The organism is Streptomyces spinoverrucosus (genome assembly GCF_015712165.1).
Lineage (GTDB): Bacteria > Actinomycetota > Actinomycetes > Streptomycetales > Streptomycetaceae > Streptomyces > Streptomyces spinoverrucosus_A.
Map to the genome: position 1 here is coordinate 416,499 of NZ_JADPZX010000002.1, position 15,487 is coordinate 431,985.

A 15,487-nucleotide genomic window follows, 5' to 3' on the forward strand; every position below is an offset into this window, starting at 1 on the left:
CACCGAGAATGGACGGAGGCATGACCGCACCGCTGCACAAGGCCCACCCGGCCGGTCCCGGGGGCGCGTTGCCGGACACCCAGCAGGGCATGCGCCGCCGCAATCTCGCCCGGGTGATGCACACGGTCAGCGCGGACGGCCCGCTCTCCCGCGCGGCGGTGGCCTCGCGCATCGGACTGACCCGTGCGGCGGTCTCCACCCTCGTCGACGAGCTCATCCGGTCCGGCCTGCTGGAGGAACTGGGCCCCGAACGTCCCGGCCGCGTGGGCCGGGGCCGTCCCGGTTCCGCCCTCGCGGTCAGCGGGCGCGGGCCCGCAGGGATCGGCGCGGAGGTCGGCGTCGACCATCTCGCGGTCTGTGCGGTCGACCTGCGTGGACAGGTGCGCGCGCGGGTCGTACGGCACGGCACCAACCGCGACCGCTCCCCCGAGCCGGTGATCGAGGAACTCACCGGGCTGGTCCGCCGAGTCGTCGCCGAAGTGGAACGTGAGGGACTGCGGCCGGCGGGGCTCGCGGTGGCGGTGCCCGGTCTGGTGGCGCGCGACGCCCGGACCGTCGTACGCGCCCCCAACCTCGGCTGGCAGGACGCCGACCTCGCGTCGCTGCTGCCCGGGGAGCTGCCGCTGACCGTGGACAACGAGGCCAACTTCGGCGCACTGGCCGAGCTCTGGCTCGGCGAGGGCACCCCGCGGGACTTCGTGCATGTGTCGGCCGAGATCGGTATCGGCGCGGGCGTGGTCGTGGACGGTCGGCTGCTGCGCGGAACGCGGGGATTCGCGGGCGAGTTGGGGCATGTTCCGGTCCGTCCGGACGGGCCGGAGTGCGCCTGCGGTGGGCGCGGATGCCTGGAGCAGTACGCCGGTGAGGAGGCGGTGCTGCGCGCGGCCGGTCTGGAGCCGGGAGAGGACCGCGTCGGACTGCTCGCCGGGCGAGCCACGGAGGGCGACGAGGACGTACGGCGGGCGCTGCGCGACGCGGGTGAGGCGCTCGGCGTGGCGCTGACCGGGGCGGTGAATCTGCTGGACCCGGAGAGTGTGGTGCTGGGCGGTGCGCTGGCCGGGCTCGCGCCCTGGCTGCTGCCGTCACTGCGGTCCGAACTGGCCCGCCGTACTGCGGGGCCGGCCTGCCCGGTGTCCGTGTCACGGCTGGGTCCCGAGGGGCCGTTGCTGGGGGCCGCGCATTGGGTCGTGCGTGGGGTGTTGGACGATCCGGCGGGGGTGGCGGAGGTGGCGGCGCGGGGCTGAAGCCCTGCCTCACCACCCCATCGGGTGAGCGAGTTATCCACAACCTCTCGGTGATCCACGGAATAGCACGACGACCTTCAGCCCAACCGCCCGGCGCCGTACCGTGATTCACGCGAGGCGCAGCCGTCGAGCGGAGATGACGACCGCTGAGCTGGACCGATGAATCCGAGGGGGGACGAACGATGTCGGTGGAAACGACTGACGGACGTCGGTGCCGCGCAGGTGCCGGCGCACGGAAGGCAGGGGTGTGCTCATGAGCGATCCCCGCATCCTGACCGTGCGGCCCGAACCGGGCGAGTATGCCTGGACGTTCGGCGGCGCGCCGCCGGTGGCACGCATCGAGCCGGGCACGGTTCTCGACCTGTACACCGAAGACTGCTTCGCCGGGCGGGTCAGGTCCGAGAAGGACCTGGTGTCCGAGGTGTGCGAGTTCCCGTTCCTCAACCCTCAGACAGGGCCCTTCTACGTCGAGGGCGCGGAGCCCGGTGACACGGTCGCCGTGCACTTCGTGTCGATCGAACCGGCGCGGGACTGGGCCGCGTCGACGACGGTTCCGCTGTTCGGAGCGCTCACGTCGACGCCCACCACGGCCACGTTGCAGCCTCCGCTGCCGGAGACCGTCTGGATCTGGCGGCTCGACCGAACACGCCGTACGGCACTGTTCCGGGCGCACGACAGTGACATCGAGGTCGAGCTGCCCCTCGACCCGATGCACGGCACCGTGGGCGTGGCTCCGGCCAATCTGGAGGTGCGCTCGGCGCTGGTGCCCGACGCGCACGGCGGGAACATGGACACGCCGGAGATGCGGGCCGGCGTCACCTGCTACCTGGGGGTGAACGTGGAGGGTGCGCTGCTCAGCCTCGGCGACGGGCACGCCCGGCAGGGCGAGGGCGAGACGTGCGGTGTCGCCGTCGAGTGCGCCATGAACACCGTGGTCGTCGTCGAGCTGTTGAAGGGCCTTGCCACGCCCTGGCCGCGCATCGAGTCGGACACGCACATCATCTCGACGGGTTCGGCACGCCCGTTGGAGGACGCGTTCCGGATATCCCAGCTCGATCTGGTGCGGTGGCTCGTCCGCGACTACGGGTTCAGCGAGCTGGACGCGTACCAGTTCGCGACCCAGACCGTCGAGTCGCCGTTGGCCAACGTCTGCGACACGAACTACACGTGCGTGGCAAAGCTCCGCAAGGAATGGCTCCCCGCGCGCGAGACGCACCGCGGACTCCACGCACGGCTGAGCGAGACGGCGGCGGCGCTGCGGATCTGATCCCGGCCGCCTGCCCGACCTGGCCTGCTCCCACCTGACCTCCCCCGGACCCGACCGGCTCTCCCTCCTCCTCTTCTTCGAGTTCCTTCCAGCTGAGAGGCGATCTTCCATGGAACGGGCAAGACCGCTCCCCGACCGGCGACGGATCCTCAAGGGCGCCGCCCTGGCCGCCGTCCCCTACGCACTGCTGCCCGGCCCCAGGGCCGGTGCGCGGACACTGGCGCCCGACTACCCGCTTGCCGAGTGGCAGCCTGCGACCTCCGCCAACTACACGGCGGCGAACCGTCCGACCACCCTCTCCGTCGACCTGGTCGTCATCCACGTCACGCAGACGGACTACTCCGGGACCCTGGCCGTCTTCCAGCACCCCCGCAAGAAGGTGTCCGCGCACTACGTCGTCCGATCCGCCGACGGACATGTGGCGCAGTGCGTCCGCGAGTCCGACATCGCCTGGCACGCCGGGAGCTGGGAGCACAACACACGCAGCATCGGTATCGAACACGAGGGGTGGGTGGACCAGCCCGGCTACTTCACGGACGCCATGTACGAGCGGTCGGCCACACTTACCGCGGCGATCTGCAGGAAGTACGGCATCCCCAAGGACCGCGCGCACATCATCGGCCATCACGAGATACCGGGCACCGACCACACCGACCCCGGCCCGCACTGGGACTGGTCCCGCTACATAAGGCTCATCAACGCCGCCTGACCCGTACCCCATGACCAGCCGGCGTTCGCGGAACTGGTCGACGGGCTGGTCGGCGCCGGCCGGGGTGCCACCTGCTTCGTGCTGTGCAACCCGGGCAGCCCGACCACCCCGGTGCCGCTGGCCTGGTGCACCAGCGTGCGGCACGGAGCCGGACGGGACAAGCATCTGGCGGACATCACATTCGCGCACTTCGAAGTGGACGGGTCGGGCGTGCGGACGCGGGAGTACGACCCGCTGGCGAAGGGTCTCGGCCTGCAGTACGTGCTGCGGGGCCGGTTCAGCGACCTGTACGTGCACGACACCGCGGCGACCGGATTCGGCTGTGACTTCCTGCAGGACACGATCGTCGAGGGCGTGCCGGCCGAACGGTGCGGGCGGCAGGACCCCGGCGAGAAGATGGGCGGCGCGGGGATCGGGATCGGCGTGGGTGGCTGGGGGATGGTCGAGCGGCTGACGATCACCACCTGCACGGCGACGGGCAACGGCACGAACGGCATCTTCGTGGAGTTGCAGCAGGAGTACTGGCCACCGCCGAGGGGCATCCGCATCACCGCCTGCCACGCCGAGGACGACCGGTTCGGGATCTCCGACTGGGGAGCCGACGGTCTGCTGGTCACGTCGTCGACGATGGTGGGCAACCACCAGGCCGGGTTCGACGTGTCGTCACAGGGCACGTCGGGCGTCGGAGGGCGGGGGGCAGTTGCAGGGACGGACGGGTGGCAACGACTTCAGGGGCAACGCGTCGGCGGCCACCCACCTCGACACACCGCCCAGCGGCGGCGGCAGGTGGCGCGACAACGACACATAGGGCGTTGGACGCCTCTGGTGTCAACGCCTGTGCCCCACAACCAAGTGCGACCAAGTGCCCTCAACCAAGCGCCGCCGCCCCCGTCGGCAGGTGCAGCCGCGCCCCCTGACGCATGAGCTCCTGCTGGACGAGGGCGTACGGCACCTCCCGCGGTCTGCGGTTGATCCGCGTGGCCAACGCGGCGCAGACGCCCGCCGCCTGACCGGTCGCCATGGCGATGGGCATGACGCGGTAGGAGGAGTGCGCCACATGGGAGCCGGAGATGCAGCGGCCCGCGACGAGCAGGTGATCCGTGTCGCGGGGCAGCAGACAGCGCAGCGGGATGTCGTAGAAGCGGCCGCGGGGGACGCGCTTGAGGACGGTGCCGCTACCCCTGGGGTTGTGGATGTCGACGGGGTAGGCGCCGTGCGCGACGACGTCGGGGAAGGAGCGCGCCGCCAGGATGTCGTGGCCGGTGAGGTGATAGTCGCCGAGGATGCGCCGGGTCTCCCGTACGCCGATCTGGGTGCCGCTCTGCACGACGTACGACTCCTCGAAGCCCGGGACGTGCAGGCGCAGGAAGCGGTCGATCTGTTCCATCTGGCGGCGGGCGACGTACTCGGCGCGGCTCAGATCCCACACGTCGATGCCGAGGGCTCGGGTGACGCGGGTGCTGTTGATGCTGACCTCGCGGGGGTGCGGGGTGCCGAAGAAAAGGATGTCCTCGCGGGGCAGGCGCAGTTCGCCCCGCTTGGTGGCCTCCTCGACGAGGTCCCACAGGCCGTGCACGCCCCGCCACTGGTCGGGGTGCTCGTGGACGTACTCGGCGAACCGGGGCCGCAAGAAGTCGACGACGCGGAACATCAACGTCATCGGCTGCACCAGCCCGTCCTCGGGCCGGCCGATCTCGCAGGGCGCTCCACAGGAGGCGGCCACGTCGCCGTCGCCCGTGCCGTCGACGACGACGTCCGCGTCGATCACGACCGGGCCGGACTTGGTCTCGAAGACGACCCGCCAGCCGTCGTCGAGGGGCACGACGGAGGAGGCGAAGGCGTGGAACAGCATGCGGACGCCGGCCTCGTCGAGCAGGTCGAGGAGGACGAGCTTGTAGATCTCCGGGTCGAACGGCACGGTGTAGCCGGTCTGGAGGGAGGGCGGGATGCAGCCGCCGCGTTCGTTCAGCCGGTCCAGCAGGCGCCACAGAAAGCCGGCGACCACGGCCTCGCCCTCGCCGTGGTCGGTGGGCAGCAGCTGGTCGCCCTCCTCGCCGGGGGCTGTGAAGACGGCCTGTTTCTGCTCGTTGTGGAACGACATCAGGGGCATGACGAGCGCCACCGTGGCGTTGCCGCCCAGGAAGCCGTACCGCTCCACGAGCACCACCTCGGCACCGGCGTCGGCCGCGGCGTATGCGGCCGCGGTGCCGGCCGGGCCTCCGCCGACGACCAGGACCTCCGTGCGGCCCCCGTGCTGGGCGTCGCGCGGCGGCAGGGTGACGGTCCGCGACTGTGGAGGTCGTTGAAGGATCGGCATCGGTTCTTCCCGTCGGAGGTGTTCCGAAGGCGCTGGCTTCCCGGGCCCGTACCCGGCCCCGTGTCTCGGGCCCCTGCTGGGCCGGGCCCCGGTCGTTCAGGTCGCCGTTCCGGTACCCGGCCGCAGCAGGTGTAGACCCGGGCGTTCGGTGTCGGACACGGCGCCGGTCTGCTGCTCCTCCAGGGAGTCGAGGACCACGGCACACCGGGCGCAGGTCTCCCGGGCGGTACCCCGCAACGCCTGCACGCGCGCGTCGAGATCGTCGCGGCGCTGCGGAAACTCGTCCCACAACCGGTCCACCTCGGCCAGCAGCAGCCCGGCCTGCTCGCGCGCCACACCAACCAGCGCGGGGGCACCGATACGGCGGGAGAAGTCGAAGACCTTTCCGGAGTACGGCAGGGGCAGCACCGGCAGCCCGGAGAGCGCGGCGAAGATCACGAAGTGCAGGCGCATGCCGACGGCGAGGTCGAGGTGGTTCATGAAACCGAGGACCTGGCCGGGGCTGTAGACACTGTGCAGGATGCGCCCCCGGTCGGGAGCGGTCATCCGGGAGAGCACACCGTGGGCGTGGTGCACGTCCTGGCGTTCCATCGGCACGAAGACCACATGGGCCTCCAGCCGTCGAACCAGGAAGTCCGCCACATCGGCGAGCAGGGCGTGGTAGTCGCTCTCGTCGAGTTTCTCCGCGGCCCGGCCCGGTTCGCGGACCGACATCCCGACCAGCCGGGTCTCGGCGGGGATGCCCTCCTGCCGCATCATCTGGTCCGTGAAGGGCTCCGGCGGCAGCAACAGGGCCGGATCGGCGGTCACGACGAGGTCGCGGTCGAGCCCGGCCTCCTCCAGCACGAGCCGTGACTCCTCGTCCCGTACGACGACCTCGTCCATCGCCGGCAGCACGGCGCGTACCGCCTCCCGGTCCTCAGCCTCGCGCAGCGGGCCCGCGCCGACGGCGTACGCGAAGGTGCGCACGCCGCGGGCCTGGGCGGCGCCCACCAGTCGCAGATAGCGGCGCGCCTCACCGTCGTAGAGGATGCCGCCGCCCCCGAGCACCAGCAGGTCCAGGCCCGACAGGACGTCGAGGATCTGTTTCTGCGGGACGCCCTCCCAGTCGACCACCTCGTCGGCGGCGGGCTGGTGGGCGCGGGTGTGCTCGGCGTTCCGGCTGAAGACGACGAGCCGGGCCTGCGGGCGGTGCGCGCGCAGGCAGCCGAGGACGCAGGTGAGGATGGCCTCGTCGCCGAGGTTGAAACCGCCGTAGGAGCCGAGCAGACCGATGCGCGGCCCCGGTCCTGCGGGCGGGCGAGGCTGTGTGGTGGTGATCATCCGGAACTCCTGTCCAAGGAGCTGACGGGCGGTGCGGGGGTCCGCGGGCAACTGTGCGGGCGCGGTGGGGGTCGGGTCGGCGCCTCGTGGGTCGCTGCCGCGGGCTGGGCCCGGGTTGCCTTCCCCGCGCAGGAGAAACCCCAGGCGGGGAGAAACCCCCGACCAGGAGTGTTCCGACAGGCAGCGTCATCCTTTCACGGGTTCGGGCCCGCCACCATCGCAGCGTTTCGTCACCGGCGGCGATCAGAGTGGCGCGCTCCAGGGGTTGGGCCTCGGCCAGTTGGGAAACCGGCGTCCCATGTCGACGCCCGCCCTCTCCCGCACCACGCGGCGAAGGCTTCACGCTGCGTGCATCACCTGGATGCCGTACGCCTCCGAGCCTCCTGGGCCCGGGCGGAGGACGCTGATCTGGGACTGGGCGCCCCCGCGGCGCCCGAGGTCGGCGTCGGCGAGAAGGCACAGAGGCCAGAAGGTCCAGAGGCCGAAGGTCCCAGAGGCCGGAAGGTCCTGAGGCCAGAAGAAGCCTGAGGACACAGAGGAGCCAGAGGAGCCAGAGGAGGCGGGGTCAAGAAGGCAACAACCGGGGTCCCGAGTCGGCGCCAGGCATCCGACAGGCCGTCGTCGCCACACGCAGAGGAGACCTGAATGACCACCGCATCGTCACGTACCTGGGAACACGCCGTCGTCACCGGCGGCGCCGGCTTCGTCGGCTCGCATCTGTGCGGCGCCCTGCTGGACTCCGGCGCGGCGGTCACCTGCGTGGACGACTTCAGCACCGGACGGCCCGAGAACGTGTCCCCGCTGCTCGAGCGCCCGGGATTCACGCTGGTGGACGCGAACGTCGCCGAGCGGATACCCGTCAGGCGACCCCCCGATCTCGTCCTGCACCTCGCCTCTCCGGCGTCCCCGGCCGACTATCTGCGGCTGCCCCTGCACACCATGGAGACCGGCAGTCTCGGCACCCGCAACGCCCTGGAACTCGCCCATGACCACGGCGCCCGCTTCCTGCTCGCGTCGACGTCCGACGTCTACGGCGACCCGCATCAGAACCCGCAGGACGAGCGGTACTGGGGCAACGTCAACCCGGTCGGCCCGCGCAGCGTGTACGAAGAGGCGAAGCGGTTCGGCGAGGCGCTCACCACGGCGCACGCCGAGGCGGAGGGCACCGACACCTGCATCGTGCGGCTGTTCAACACCTACGGCCCGCGGATGCGCGGCCACGACGGCCGGGCGGTGCCGACCTTCGTCCGCCAGGCGCTGGACGGCGAACCGCTCACGGTCACCGGCGACGGCCGCCAGACGCGTTCGCTGTGCTACGTCGAGGACACCGTCCGGGGCATCCTCGCGGCGGCGGCGCACGGCCTGCGCGGCCCCGTGAACATCGGCAATCCGGGCGAGTTCACCATGCTGGACCTCGCCCGCCTGGTCATCAGGCTCAGCGGTTCCGCCTCGGAGATCCGCTTCATCGAACGGCCGACCGACGACCCGGAGGTCCGCTGCCCGGACATCACGCTGGCCCGCGACAAGCTCGGCTGGGAGCCCGAGGTGAACGCGGAGGACGGCCTGCGCCGCACGATCGACTGGTTCCGCGCCACGGCCGGCGAACGCTGAGGGGCCCCTCACAGAGCCTCCCGCCCCACTCACCCAGCCTCCCGCCCCCACTCACCGAGCCTCCCGCCCCCATCTCACCCAACCGCACCGCACCCCCGGACCCCACGCACCCCCGGACCCCACGCACCCACCATCCCCCAGGACCCCCATGCGCATCCTCGGAATCAACGCCCTCTTCCACGACCCCGCCGCCGCCCTCGTGATCGACGGCCGCACCGTGGCCGCCGCCGAGGAGGAGCGGTTCTCCCGCCGCAAGCACGGCAAGCAGCCGATGCCGTTCTCCGCCTGGGAGCTGCCGGGCCTGGACGCCGCCAAGGTCCGCTTCGTCCCGCACCAGATGGCGCACGCCGCGTCCAGCGCCTTCGCCGCACCCGACGCAGGCGACTCCTCCGTCCTGGTCCTGGACGGTCGCGGGGAACGCGCCTCGCACCTCGCGGCCCCAAGGGTCGGGGACCAGCTGGAGGCGCTGCGCGCGCAGGAGCTGCCGCACTCCCTGGGGCTGGTCTACGAGGAGCTCACCGACCACCTGGGCTTTCTGCGTTCCTCGGACGAGTTCAAGGTGATGGCCCTGGCCTCGCACGGCAGCCCGCGGATGCTCGCCGAGCCGCGTCCGTACAATCTCGAACGGCTCAACGACGTCAAGGGCCGTGAGCAGTTCCGGCCGGTGGCGCCCATGGTTCTGGCCGACCGGGCCGCCGAGATCTTCGACGGCCCGATGCCCAGCCCGTACATGCTGTTCGTGCACGACGTGGCCGAGTCCTGGCGCGAGCGCATCCCGGCCGTCGTGCACGTCGACGGCACGGCCCGCATCCAGACCGTGGACCCGGCGCAGGAGCCGCTGGTCGCCCGCATGCTCGGCGCGTTCGAGCGGCACACGGGGCTGCCGGTGGTGGTCAACACCAGCCTCAACACCGCCGGCCGGCCGATGGTCGACGATCCGCGCGACGCCCTGGAGTTCTTCGGCTCCTCGCCGGTCGACCTGCTCGCCATCGGCCCGTACGCGGTCCAGCGCGGCGACTTCTTCCGCGCCACCGGCGAGGGGAGGGCGTGATGCGGAAGCACACGGCCAGGGCAGCACATCGCGTACGGCCCCTGCGAGGCCCCGTGACGGAGAACGCGCCGTGGGAGGCGCACGGAGTACGGCGACAGCAGGACCCCACTCCCCCGGCCGCGCCCGGCCCGAGGACCCGCTGCGCAGCCCGCGCGGCGCACGGCCCGACCCCCCGGCCCGCAGCTTCCGAGCCCACCCCCGGAGGCCCCGATGACCGAGGCAGCACCGCCGGCCGACACCGGACACGAGTACGCCGACGACGCCTACGCGGTGGTGATCCCCACCCTGGGCCGCCCCGGCCTGACCGTCTGCCTGCGCGCCCTGGCCCGGTCGGGCGGCCCCCGACCGGTACGGCTGGTCCTCGTCGACGACCGCCCGGAGCCCTCGGTGGCGGCGCTCACGGACGAGGTCCCCGAGCAGCTGCGCCCGCTCACCACGGTCGTCCGGGGCGGCGCCCGCGGTCCGGCCGCCGCCCGCAACGCCGGATGGCGGGCGGCCGGACGCGTCCCCTGGATCGTCTTCCTCGACGACGACGTCGTACCCAGCCCTTCCTGGGGCGAGGACCTGGCCCTCGACCTGGCAGGGGCGACGTACCGGACGGGCGCGGTCTCCGCGCGGATCGACGTCCCGCTGCCGCCCGACCGCCGCCCCACCGACTGGGAGCGCAACACCGCCGGACTCGCCACCGCCCGTTGGATCACCGCCGACATGGTCTACCGCCGGGCGGCCCTGGAGGCGGTCGGGGGCTTCGACGAACGCTTCCGGCGTGCCTTCCGGGAGGACGCGGACCTCGCCCTGCGGGTCCTCGCGGCCGGCTGGGCCGTGGCGGACGGGAGCCGCCGTACGACGCATCCGGTGCGGCCCGCCGACCGCTGGGTCTCGGTACGGCTCCAGGCGGGCAACGCGGACGACGTGCTGATGACCCGGCTGCACGGCCGCACGTGGTGGAGCCGGGCGGGGGCGCCGCGCGGGCGGCTGCCCCGGCATCTGACGGTGACGGGCGTGGCGCTGACGGCCCTGGCCTGCGCGGGTCTGGGCCGGCGCCGGGCGGCCGCCGCGTGCGCCGGGCTGTGGCTGGCCGGGACCGCGGAGTTCGCGCTGGCCCGGATCGTGCCGGGGCCGCGCACCCGCGACGAGCTCGTCACGATGGCGCTGACCAGCGTCGCCGTCCCGCCCGCCGCCGTCTGGCACTGGCTGCGTGGCCAGGTCGTCCACCGGAACACGCCACCCGTCACCGCCCATGAGACGGGTGAGCCGCCGCGTCCCTCGCGGGCGCCGGACCCGGAGCGGGTGCCCTCATGACCCGCTCAGCACGCCTCACGCGCCGCGCCGAGCACCGGGACCGTGGCTGTTCGACGGCCCCGGCAGGCCGTGCCCGACGGCTTCCCGGCGGCCGTCCTGTTCGACCGGGACGGCACGCTCGTGGTCGACGTCCCCGACAACGGCGACCGGCGCGGGTCGTGCCGATGCCGACGGCGCGGGAAGCCGTCGACGCTACGCCCGGACGGCGCCGGCGACGTCCTGCTGGCCGGGCCCGCCGTGCGGGCCGTGGCCGCCGGATCGTCGTACACGGCGCTGCTGTGCGGCCCGCAGGGGGCGAGACCGGGACGGCCCCGCCTCGACGTCGTGCCGCTCCGGCTGGCGCCCCGCGTCGAGCCCGTCGGCGCCGACACGGGACACCTGGGCGCTGCGCACCAGGCCCCCGGCGGGCAGCGGGCTCTGCCCGTAGGGGGCGAGGACGAGTGCCCCGTCGTGGGCCGCCGCGCGCAGGCGCCGGACGAGGGCGTCGTCGCCGTCCTGGGCGGCCGACGGCTCCAGGACGGCGTCGGACTCGGTGGACCTCTCCCGGACGAGTGCGTCGTCGACGTGCGGCAGGAGCCCGGCGGCGGGCGCACCCTCCGGTCCGCACAGCAGGGTCACGTCGTCGGCCCGGGCGGCGACGGCCCGCACGGCCGTTCCGGCCAGCAGCACCCCACCGAAGCCGTCGAGCCGCACGACGAGGGCCTTCACCGGAGCCGCTCCCCCGATACCCGGAACCGTGGCAACGGGCCGCCCGCCCCCTCGTACGCGCCCGCTCCCGGCCGCGGGCCCGCGAAGTAGTCGATCGTCCGCTTGAACCCTTCCTCCCAGGACACCTTCGGCGTCCAGCCGAACAGCTCGCGGGCGAAGGACGGATCGGGCCGCCGCCGGGCGGGATCGGGTACGTGAGCCGTGCCGAACTCCAGGCCCGCGCGGGACCCGGTCAGGTCGATCACCCGGCGGGCGACCTCCTGCACGGTCGTCTCGTCCCCGCCGCCGATGTCGACGGGCCGCAGGAACCGGCTCGCGGCCACCCGCAGCACCCCGTCGACCACGTCGTCGACGAAGCACAGGGAGCGGGCCCCGGTGCCGTCGTCCTCGACGGTCACCGGGCCGCCCGCCAGGGCCTGCTCGACGAAGGCCGGGATCGACTGAGGGTCGTCCGCCCGCATCCGTGGGCCGTACGTGTCGAAGAGCCGCACGATCCCGGCATCCGTTCCGTGGACGGTGGCGTACGCGGCGGTCAGGGCCTCGGCGAAGCGCTTGGACACGTCGTACACCGCGCGCGGCCGGTCCGGCGCGGCCTCACTCCACTCCTCGTCCGGCTCGGGAGCGCCCAGGGGATCCCCGCGCACCCGCCCCGCAGAGGCGAGCAGGAACCGGGATCCGGCCCGGCCCGCGACGGCCAGCGCGTTCCGGGTGCCGAGGCAGGCGGCGTCGAGCGCGTCCAACGGCCGGTCCCGGCAGTCGGCCGGTGAGGCGGGGCCCGCGCAGTGCAGGACCAGGTCGTACGGGCGGTCGGCCAGGGCCTCCGGGAAGCCGGGGTCCGCCACGTCGAGCTCCAGGAACCGGAAGCCAGGGCGGCCGGTGAGGTGCCGCACGTTGTCCGCCGGCCCCGACGACAGATTGTCCACGCAGTCGACGCCGACACCGCTGTCGAGCAGACGTTCGCACAGATGCGAACCCAGGAACCCGGCACCGCCGGTCACCATCGCCCGCTCCCAGCCGGGCCGCGCCATCGACATCCCCGAGAACGTCATCGTCGTCATCAGCTCGACCTTCCTTCCGCCGATGAGGCCGAAGACCCCTTGCCGAAGACCCCTTGCCGAAGACCCCTGGTGTGCGCCGGTCCCGGCGGCAGCGGCCCGACCGCCCGGCCGGGCCGCTTTTCATACTCGGATTTTCATACTCGGCCGCCCACCACGGCCGTGCCACATGAGCCGTCCGCTTGACAAACCACCCATCACGCCCGCCCGGCCCCGCCCGCCCTGCACTCCCGACGCCCCGTTCTCCCACCCGTTCTCGCCCGGTGGGCTCTCTGTCACCCCTTCGGACACCGCGGTCTGGTGCACTTTCCCCGCGTCCTGGGAAAGTTGACGAGACCTCAGGGGGATCAGTGACACCTCGTCAGAAGCGGTTCCGATCAGGCAGAACGTTCGTCACGGTCTCAGGCAGAACGTTCATCACGCTCTCAGGCAGAACATTCGTCGCGGTCCTCGCGGCACTCGGCGCGCTGGCCGGTGCGGCCCTGACGGGGGCGGCACCGGCCGGCGCCGCTGCGGACGGGACCCGGATCGCGCCGGGCGTGGTCTATCGGGAGTTCGACATCCAGGCGGCCAAGGGACCGACCCACGTCCACGTCCTCAGCGTCGACCTGCGCGACCCACGCGTCCGCCTCGACCTGCTCTACCCGGGAGCGGTGGCAGCCCGGGCGACCGTCTCCCAACTCGCCGATGCCCGGAGCGCGGTGGCGGGCGTCAACGGCGACTTCTTCAACATAAGCGAGACCCAGCACCCGGGCGTCGCCGCGACCGGCGCGAGCGTCGGACCGGTGATCGCACGCGGCAGGGCGCTGAAGGCGGCGGTCCCGAACGGGCAGCGGTTCGGCCCGGCGCTGCCGCCGGGCACCAGCACCAAGGACGTCGTGGGCGTCGGGACCGACCGGCGGGCCCGGCTGGACAGCCTGGCACTGGAGGGGTCGGTCAGCACACCCGAGGGCGAACTGCCGCTCGGCGGCCTCAACCAGTACGCGCTGCCGGTCGGCTCGGTCGGCGCGTTCACGTCGGCGTGGGGCAGCGTCTCCCGGGTGCGTGCCGCCTGCGGCACCGACACCGACCGGGCGGCGCCGTGCAGCACGGACACCCACGAGGTGACGGTCAGGGAGGGCCGGGTGGTGTCGAGCGCCGACTCTCCCGGCAGCGGTCCGATCGCCGAGGGGACGACCGTGCTCGTCGGCCGCGAGGCGGGCGCCCAGCGGTTGCGGAAGTTCGCGGTGGGCGAGTCCGTGCAGGTGCGGCACCGGCTGGTGCCGTCGGCGTCACGGATCCCGTACCGCTTCGCCCTGGGCGGCTACCCGGTCCTGCGGGGCGGACAGCCGCTGCCCGGTCTGGACGACCGGACGGCGGCGGTGCGCACCGCCGTGGGCATCGCGGACGACGGACGGCGCGTGCTGCTGCTCGCGGTGGACGGCGCCCCCGAGTTCCGCACCGGCCTGACGATCGCCGAGGTTGCGGACACCATGCGGCAGCTGGGCTCGGTGCAGGCCTTCAGCCTGGACGGCGGCGGTTCGTCCACGCTGGTCGCCCGCGCTCCGGGCGCGGGCACCGTCTCCGTGCGCAACCACCCGAGCGGCGGCGTGGAGCGCCCCGTGCCGAACGGCATCGGGGTGTTCTCCCACACATAGCCCTCGCACACATCGCCCTCTCGCACACATCGCCCTCAGGGAGACCTCACGGCCGCAGGCCGCTCACCATGTCGGCCGTGGCCGTGAGGCCGCTGTGGATGGTCGGGGCGATGCTCGAACCCGCGAGATAGAAGCCCAGCAGCAGGCAGACGATCGCGTGCGTGGGCTTGAGCCCCCCGTTGCGCACGAAGATCACCGCCAGGATGAACAGCAGCAGCACCACAGAGATGGAAATGGCCATCGTCAACCTCCTCCGCCACGTCCGCTTCGCGGCGTTCGGCCGCAAGTGTGGCGTAGCGGAGGGTTTTTGCGGGCGGCTGACCTGTCCTCCGAAAGGGTGATGTCCGTGGCCGACGGGCGTGCGAGGTCTACGCCCGCTCGTGGGCGTCCAGGAACGCCTCGAGGCCGAGCAGGTCGTCGGTGTTGATGAAGTCGACGTCCGCGTCGAGCAGCTCGGTCCACAGCGCGTCCCGCTCGGGCCCGGCCACGTCCGGCGTGGCCCAGAACCGCACCTTCTGCCCGCGCGAGTGCGCCGCCCGCATGATGCTCCGCAGCTTCTGTCGCTCGGCCGCCGGGAACTCGCCCGCGCCCCGCCAGGTGAAGTTCAGCGTCCAGTTGTCGCTGATCAGGGGTACGAAGGAGGCCGGCGCCGAGCTGCCGAGGTCGGCCAGCCGGCCGTCGTAGAAGGCGCGGCGCACCTTCTGCGCCTCCATCGGCGCGCGCGCCGCCCGGTCGCCGGAGATGACGGCGGTGACCGGTCCGGGGATCACCTTGCCGTGGGCGTAGGTGGTGAACAGGTGCCGGTAGCGGCGCAGATGGCGGTCGAGTTCGAGGTAGGTCGAGGCGCCCTCGGTCTTGATGTCGATGAGCAGCTGGAGCGACCCGCGGTGACCGCGGTACACCGAGCCGCGGCCCGCCTTCACCCGGGCGGCGAGGGTGTCGAGGTAGAGGGACTCCAGGGTGCGGGCCGGGTCGAGGTCCTCGGGGTCGTGGGCGACGAGGAGCTGGTCGCCGACGAGGTAGATGTCGGCCTCGACGCTGCCGAAGCGGTGGTCGAGGGCGTCGAGCAGCGGCCGGGGGTGCTCGTAGTCGTTGTGCGCGTGGGCGCGCCACAGCGGCCGCGGGTTGCGCTTCCGGTCGTCCGCCAGCGCGCTCGCGCCGGGCAGGGCGACCGCGCCCGCGAGGGCGGCGCCGAGGGTGGTGAGGGCTCTGCGACGGGTGGTGAGGGCCATGCTCTGCCTCCCTGGTGGGCGGGTGGGAAAA

At 72.8% G+C, this 15,487-nt stretch carries 14 protein-coding genes; 8 read left to right on the plus strand and 6 right to left on the minus strand.

Annotation, left to right across the window (positions count from 1 at the left end; translation table 11 throughout):
• The first annotated feature begins 20 nt into the window (after positions 1-20).
• The 4 genes from I2W78_RS37180 (at position 21) to I2W78_RS37195 (ending at position 4,144) form a co-directional block, all read left to right on the plus strand.
• Positions 21-1,244 carry an ROK family transcriptional regulator gene (locus I2W78_RS37180; RefSeq protein ID WP_196465144.1) on the plus strand — a complete coding sequence of 408 codons (1,224 nt, stop codon included), beginning with the start codon at positions 21-23 and terminating at the stop codon, positions 1,242-1,244.
• 253 nt (positions 1,245-1,497) lie between these two features.
• A complete protein-coding gene (locus I2W78_RS37185) occupies positions 1,498-2,511 on the plus strand; it encodes an acetamidase/formamidase family protein (protein WP_196465145.1) in 1,014 nt (337 codons plus the stop codon).
• A gap of 109 nt (positions 2,512-2,620) precedes the next feature.
• Entirely contained in the window at positions 2,621-3,220 is a 600-nt protein-coding gene (locus I2W78_RS37190) for an N-acetylmuramoyl-L-alanine amidase (protein ID WP_196465146.1), read from the plus strand.
• 78 nt (positions 3,221-3,298) lie between these two features.
• The gene (locus tag I2W78_RS37195; RefSeq protein WP_230886995.1) at positions 3,299-4,144 is read left to right on the plus strand and encodes a right-handed parallel beta-helix repeat-containing protein; all 846 of its coding nucleotides are present in this window, start codon (positions 3,299-3,301) and stop codon (positions 4,142-4,144) included.
• Here the strand turns inward: I2W78_RS37195 and I2W78_RS37200 are convergent.
• Positions 4,089-5,537, minus strand: coding sequence for an FAD-dependent oxidoreductase (locus I2W78_RS37200; protein WP_196465147.1), 1,449 nt, complete (start codon positions 5,535-5,537; stop codon positions 4,089-4,091). The genes I2W78_RS37195 and I2W78_RS37200 overlap by 56 nt on opposite strands.
• A 96-nt stretch (positions 5,538-5,633) precedes the next feature.
• A complete protein-coding gene (locus tag I2W78_RS37205; protein WP_196465148.1) occupies positions 5,634-6,860 on the minus strand; it encodes a polysaccharide pyruvyl transferase family protein in 1,227 nt (408 codons plus the stop codon).
• 645 nt (positions 6,861-7,505) lie between these two features.
• Between I2W78_RS37205 and I2W78_RS37210 the strand changes: the two genes are divergently transcribed.
• The 3 genes from I2W78_RS37210 to I2W78_RS37220 all read left to right on the plus strand — a co-directional run bounded on the left by I2W78_RS37210 (position 7,506) and on the right by I2W78_RS37220 (position 10,824).
• Positions 7,506-8,471 (plus strand): NAD-dependent epimerase/dehydratase family protein, encoded by a 966-nt coding sequence (locus I2W78_RS37210; protein ID WP_196465149.1) that lies wholly within the window; start codon positions 7,506-7,508, stop codon positions 8,469-8,471.
• A gap of 148 nt (positions 8,472-8,619) precedes the next feature.
• On the plus strand, positions 8,620-9,522 hold the full coding sequence (locus tag I2W78_RS37215) for a carbamoyltransferase C-terminal domain-containing protein (RefSeq protein ID WP_196465150.1): 903 nt from the start codon (positions 8,620-8,622) through the stop codon (positions 9,520-9,522).
• A 210-nt stretch (positions 9,523-9,732) separates the two neighbouring features.
• Positions 9,733-10,824, plus strand: a complete 1,092-nt coding sequence (locus I2W78_RS37220; protein WP_196465151.1) for a glycosyltransferase family 2 protein — start codon at positions 9,733-9,735, stop codon at positions 10,822-10,824.
• Positions 10,825-11,016: 192 nt separating this feature from the next.
• On the opposite strand, the gene I2W78_RS37225 is transcribed toward I2W78_RS37220, so the two are convergent.
• Both I2W78_RS37225 and I2W78_RS37230 read right to left on the minus strand, forming a co-directional pair.
• Positions 11,017-11,532, minus strand: a complete 516-nt coding sequence (locus I2W78_RS37225; protein WP_196465152.1) for a hypothetical protein — start codon at positions 11,530-11,532, stop codon at positions 11,017-11,019.
• On the minus strand, positions 11,529-12,590 hold the full coding sequence (locus I2W78_RS37230; RefSeq protein ID WP_307784029.1) for an NAD-dependent epimerase/dehydratase family protein: 1,062 nt from the start codon (positions 12,588-12,590) through the stop codon (positions 11,529-11,531). The genes I2W78_RS37225 and I2W78_RS37230 overlap by 4 nt, the downstream gene beginning before the upstream one ends.
• A gap of 347 nt (positions 12,591-12,937) precedes the next feature.
• Here I2W78_RS37230 and I2W78_RS37235 point away from each other — a divergent pair, with 347 nt between their 5' ends.
• Entirely contained in the window at positions 12,938-14,224 is a 1,287-nt protein-coding gene (locus I2W78_RS37235) for a phosphodiester glycosidase family protein (protein WP_196465153.1), read from the plus strand.
• A gap of 46 nt (positions 14,225-14,270) precedes the next feature.
• Here the strand turns inward: I2W78_RS37235 and I2W78_RS37240 are convergent, their stop codons facing one another.
• Positions 14,271-14,465, minus strand: a complete 195-nt coding sequence (locus I2W78_RS37240; RefSeq protein WP_141310211.1) for a hypothetical protein — start codon at positions 14,463-14,465, stop codon at positions 14,271-14,273.
• A gap of 127 nt (positions 14,466-14,592) precedes the next feature.
• Positions 14,593-15,456, minus strand: coding sequence for a phosphatidylinositol-specific phospholipase C/glycerophosphodiester phosphodiesterase family protein (locus tag I2W78_RS37245; RefSeq protein WP_196465154.1), 864 nt, complete (start codon positions 15,454-15,456; stop codon positions 14,593-14,595).
• Positions 15,457-15,487 lie beyond the last annotated feature (31 nt).

Excerpts from the sequence above, each read along its gene's own strand:
- I2W78_RS37210 (WP_196465149.1), top strand. The coding sequence starts at position 7,506 with ATGACCACCGCATCGTCACGTACCTGGGAACACGCCGTCGTCACCGGC.
- I2W78_RS37245 (WP_196465154.1), bottom strand. The coding sequence starts at position 15,456 with ATGGCCCTCACCACCCGTCGCAGAGCCCTCACCACCCTCGGCGCCGCC.
- I2W78_RS37240 (WP_141310211.1), bottom strand. The coding sequence starts at position 14,465 with ATGGCCATTTCCATCTCTGTGGTGCTGCTGCTGTTCATCCTGGCGGTG.
- I2W78_RS37215 (WP_196465150.1), top strand. The coding sequence starts at position 8,620 with ATGCGCATCCTCGGAATCAACGCCCTCTTCCACGACCCCGCCGCCGCC.
- I2W78_RS37180 (WP_196465144.1), top strand. The coding sequence starts at position 21 with ATGACCGCACCGCTGCACAAGGCCCACCCGGCCGGTCCCGGGGGCGCG.
- I2W78_RS37185 (WP_196465145.1), top strand. The coding sequence starts at position 1,498 with ATGAGCGATCCCCGCATCCTGACCGTGCGGCCCGAACCGGGCGAGTAT.
- I2W78_RS37205 (WP_196465148.1), bottom strand. The coding sequence starts at position 6,860 with ATGATCACCACCACACAGCCTCGCCCGCCCGCAGGACCGGGGCCGCGC.
- I2W78_RS37190 (WP_196465146.1), top strand. The coding sequence starts at position 2,621 with ATGGAACGGGCAAGACCGCTCCCCGACCGGCGACGGATCCTCAAGGGC.
- I2W78_RS37220 (WP_196465151.1), top strand. The coding sequence starts at position 9,733 with ATGACCGAGGCAGCACCGCCGGCCGACACCGGACACGAGTACGCCGAC.
- I2W78_RS37200 (WP_196465147.1), bottom strand. The coding sequence starts at position 5,537 with ATGCCGATCCTTCAACGACCTCCACAGTCGCGGACCGTCACCCTGCCG.
- I2W78_RS37230 (WP_307784029.1), bottom strand. The coding sequence starts at position 12,590 with ATGACGACGATGACGTTCTCGGGGATGTCGATGGCGCGGCCCGGCTGG.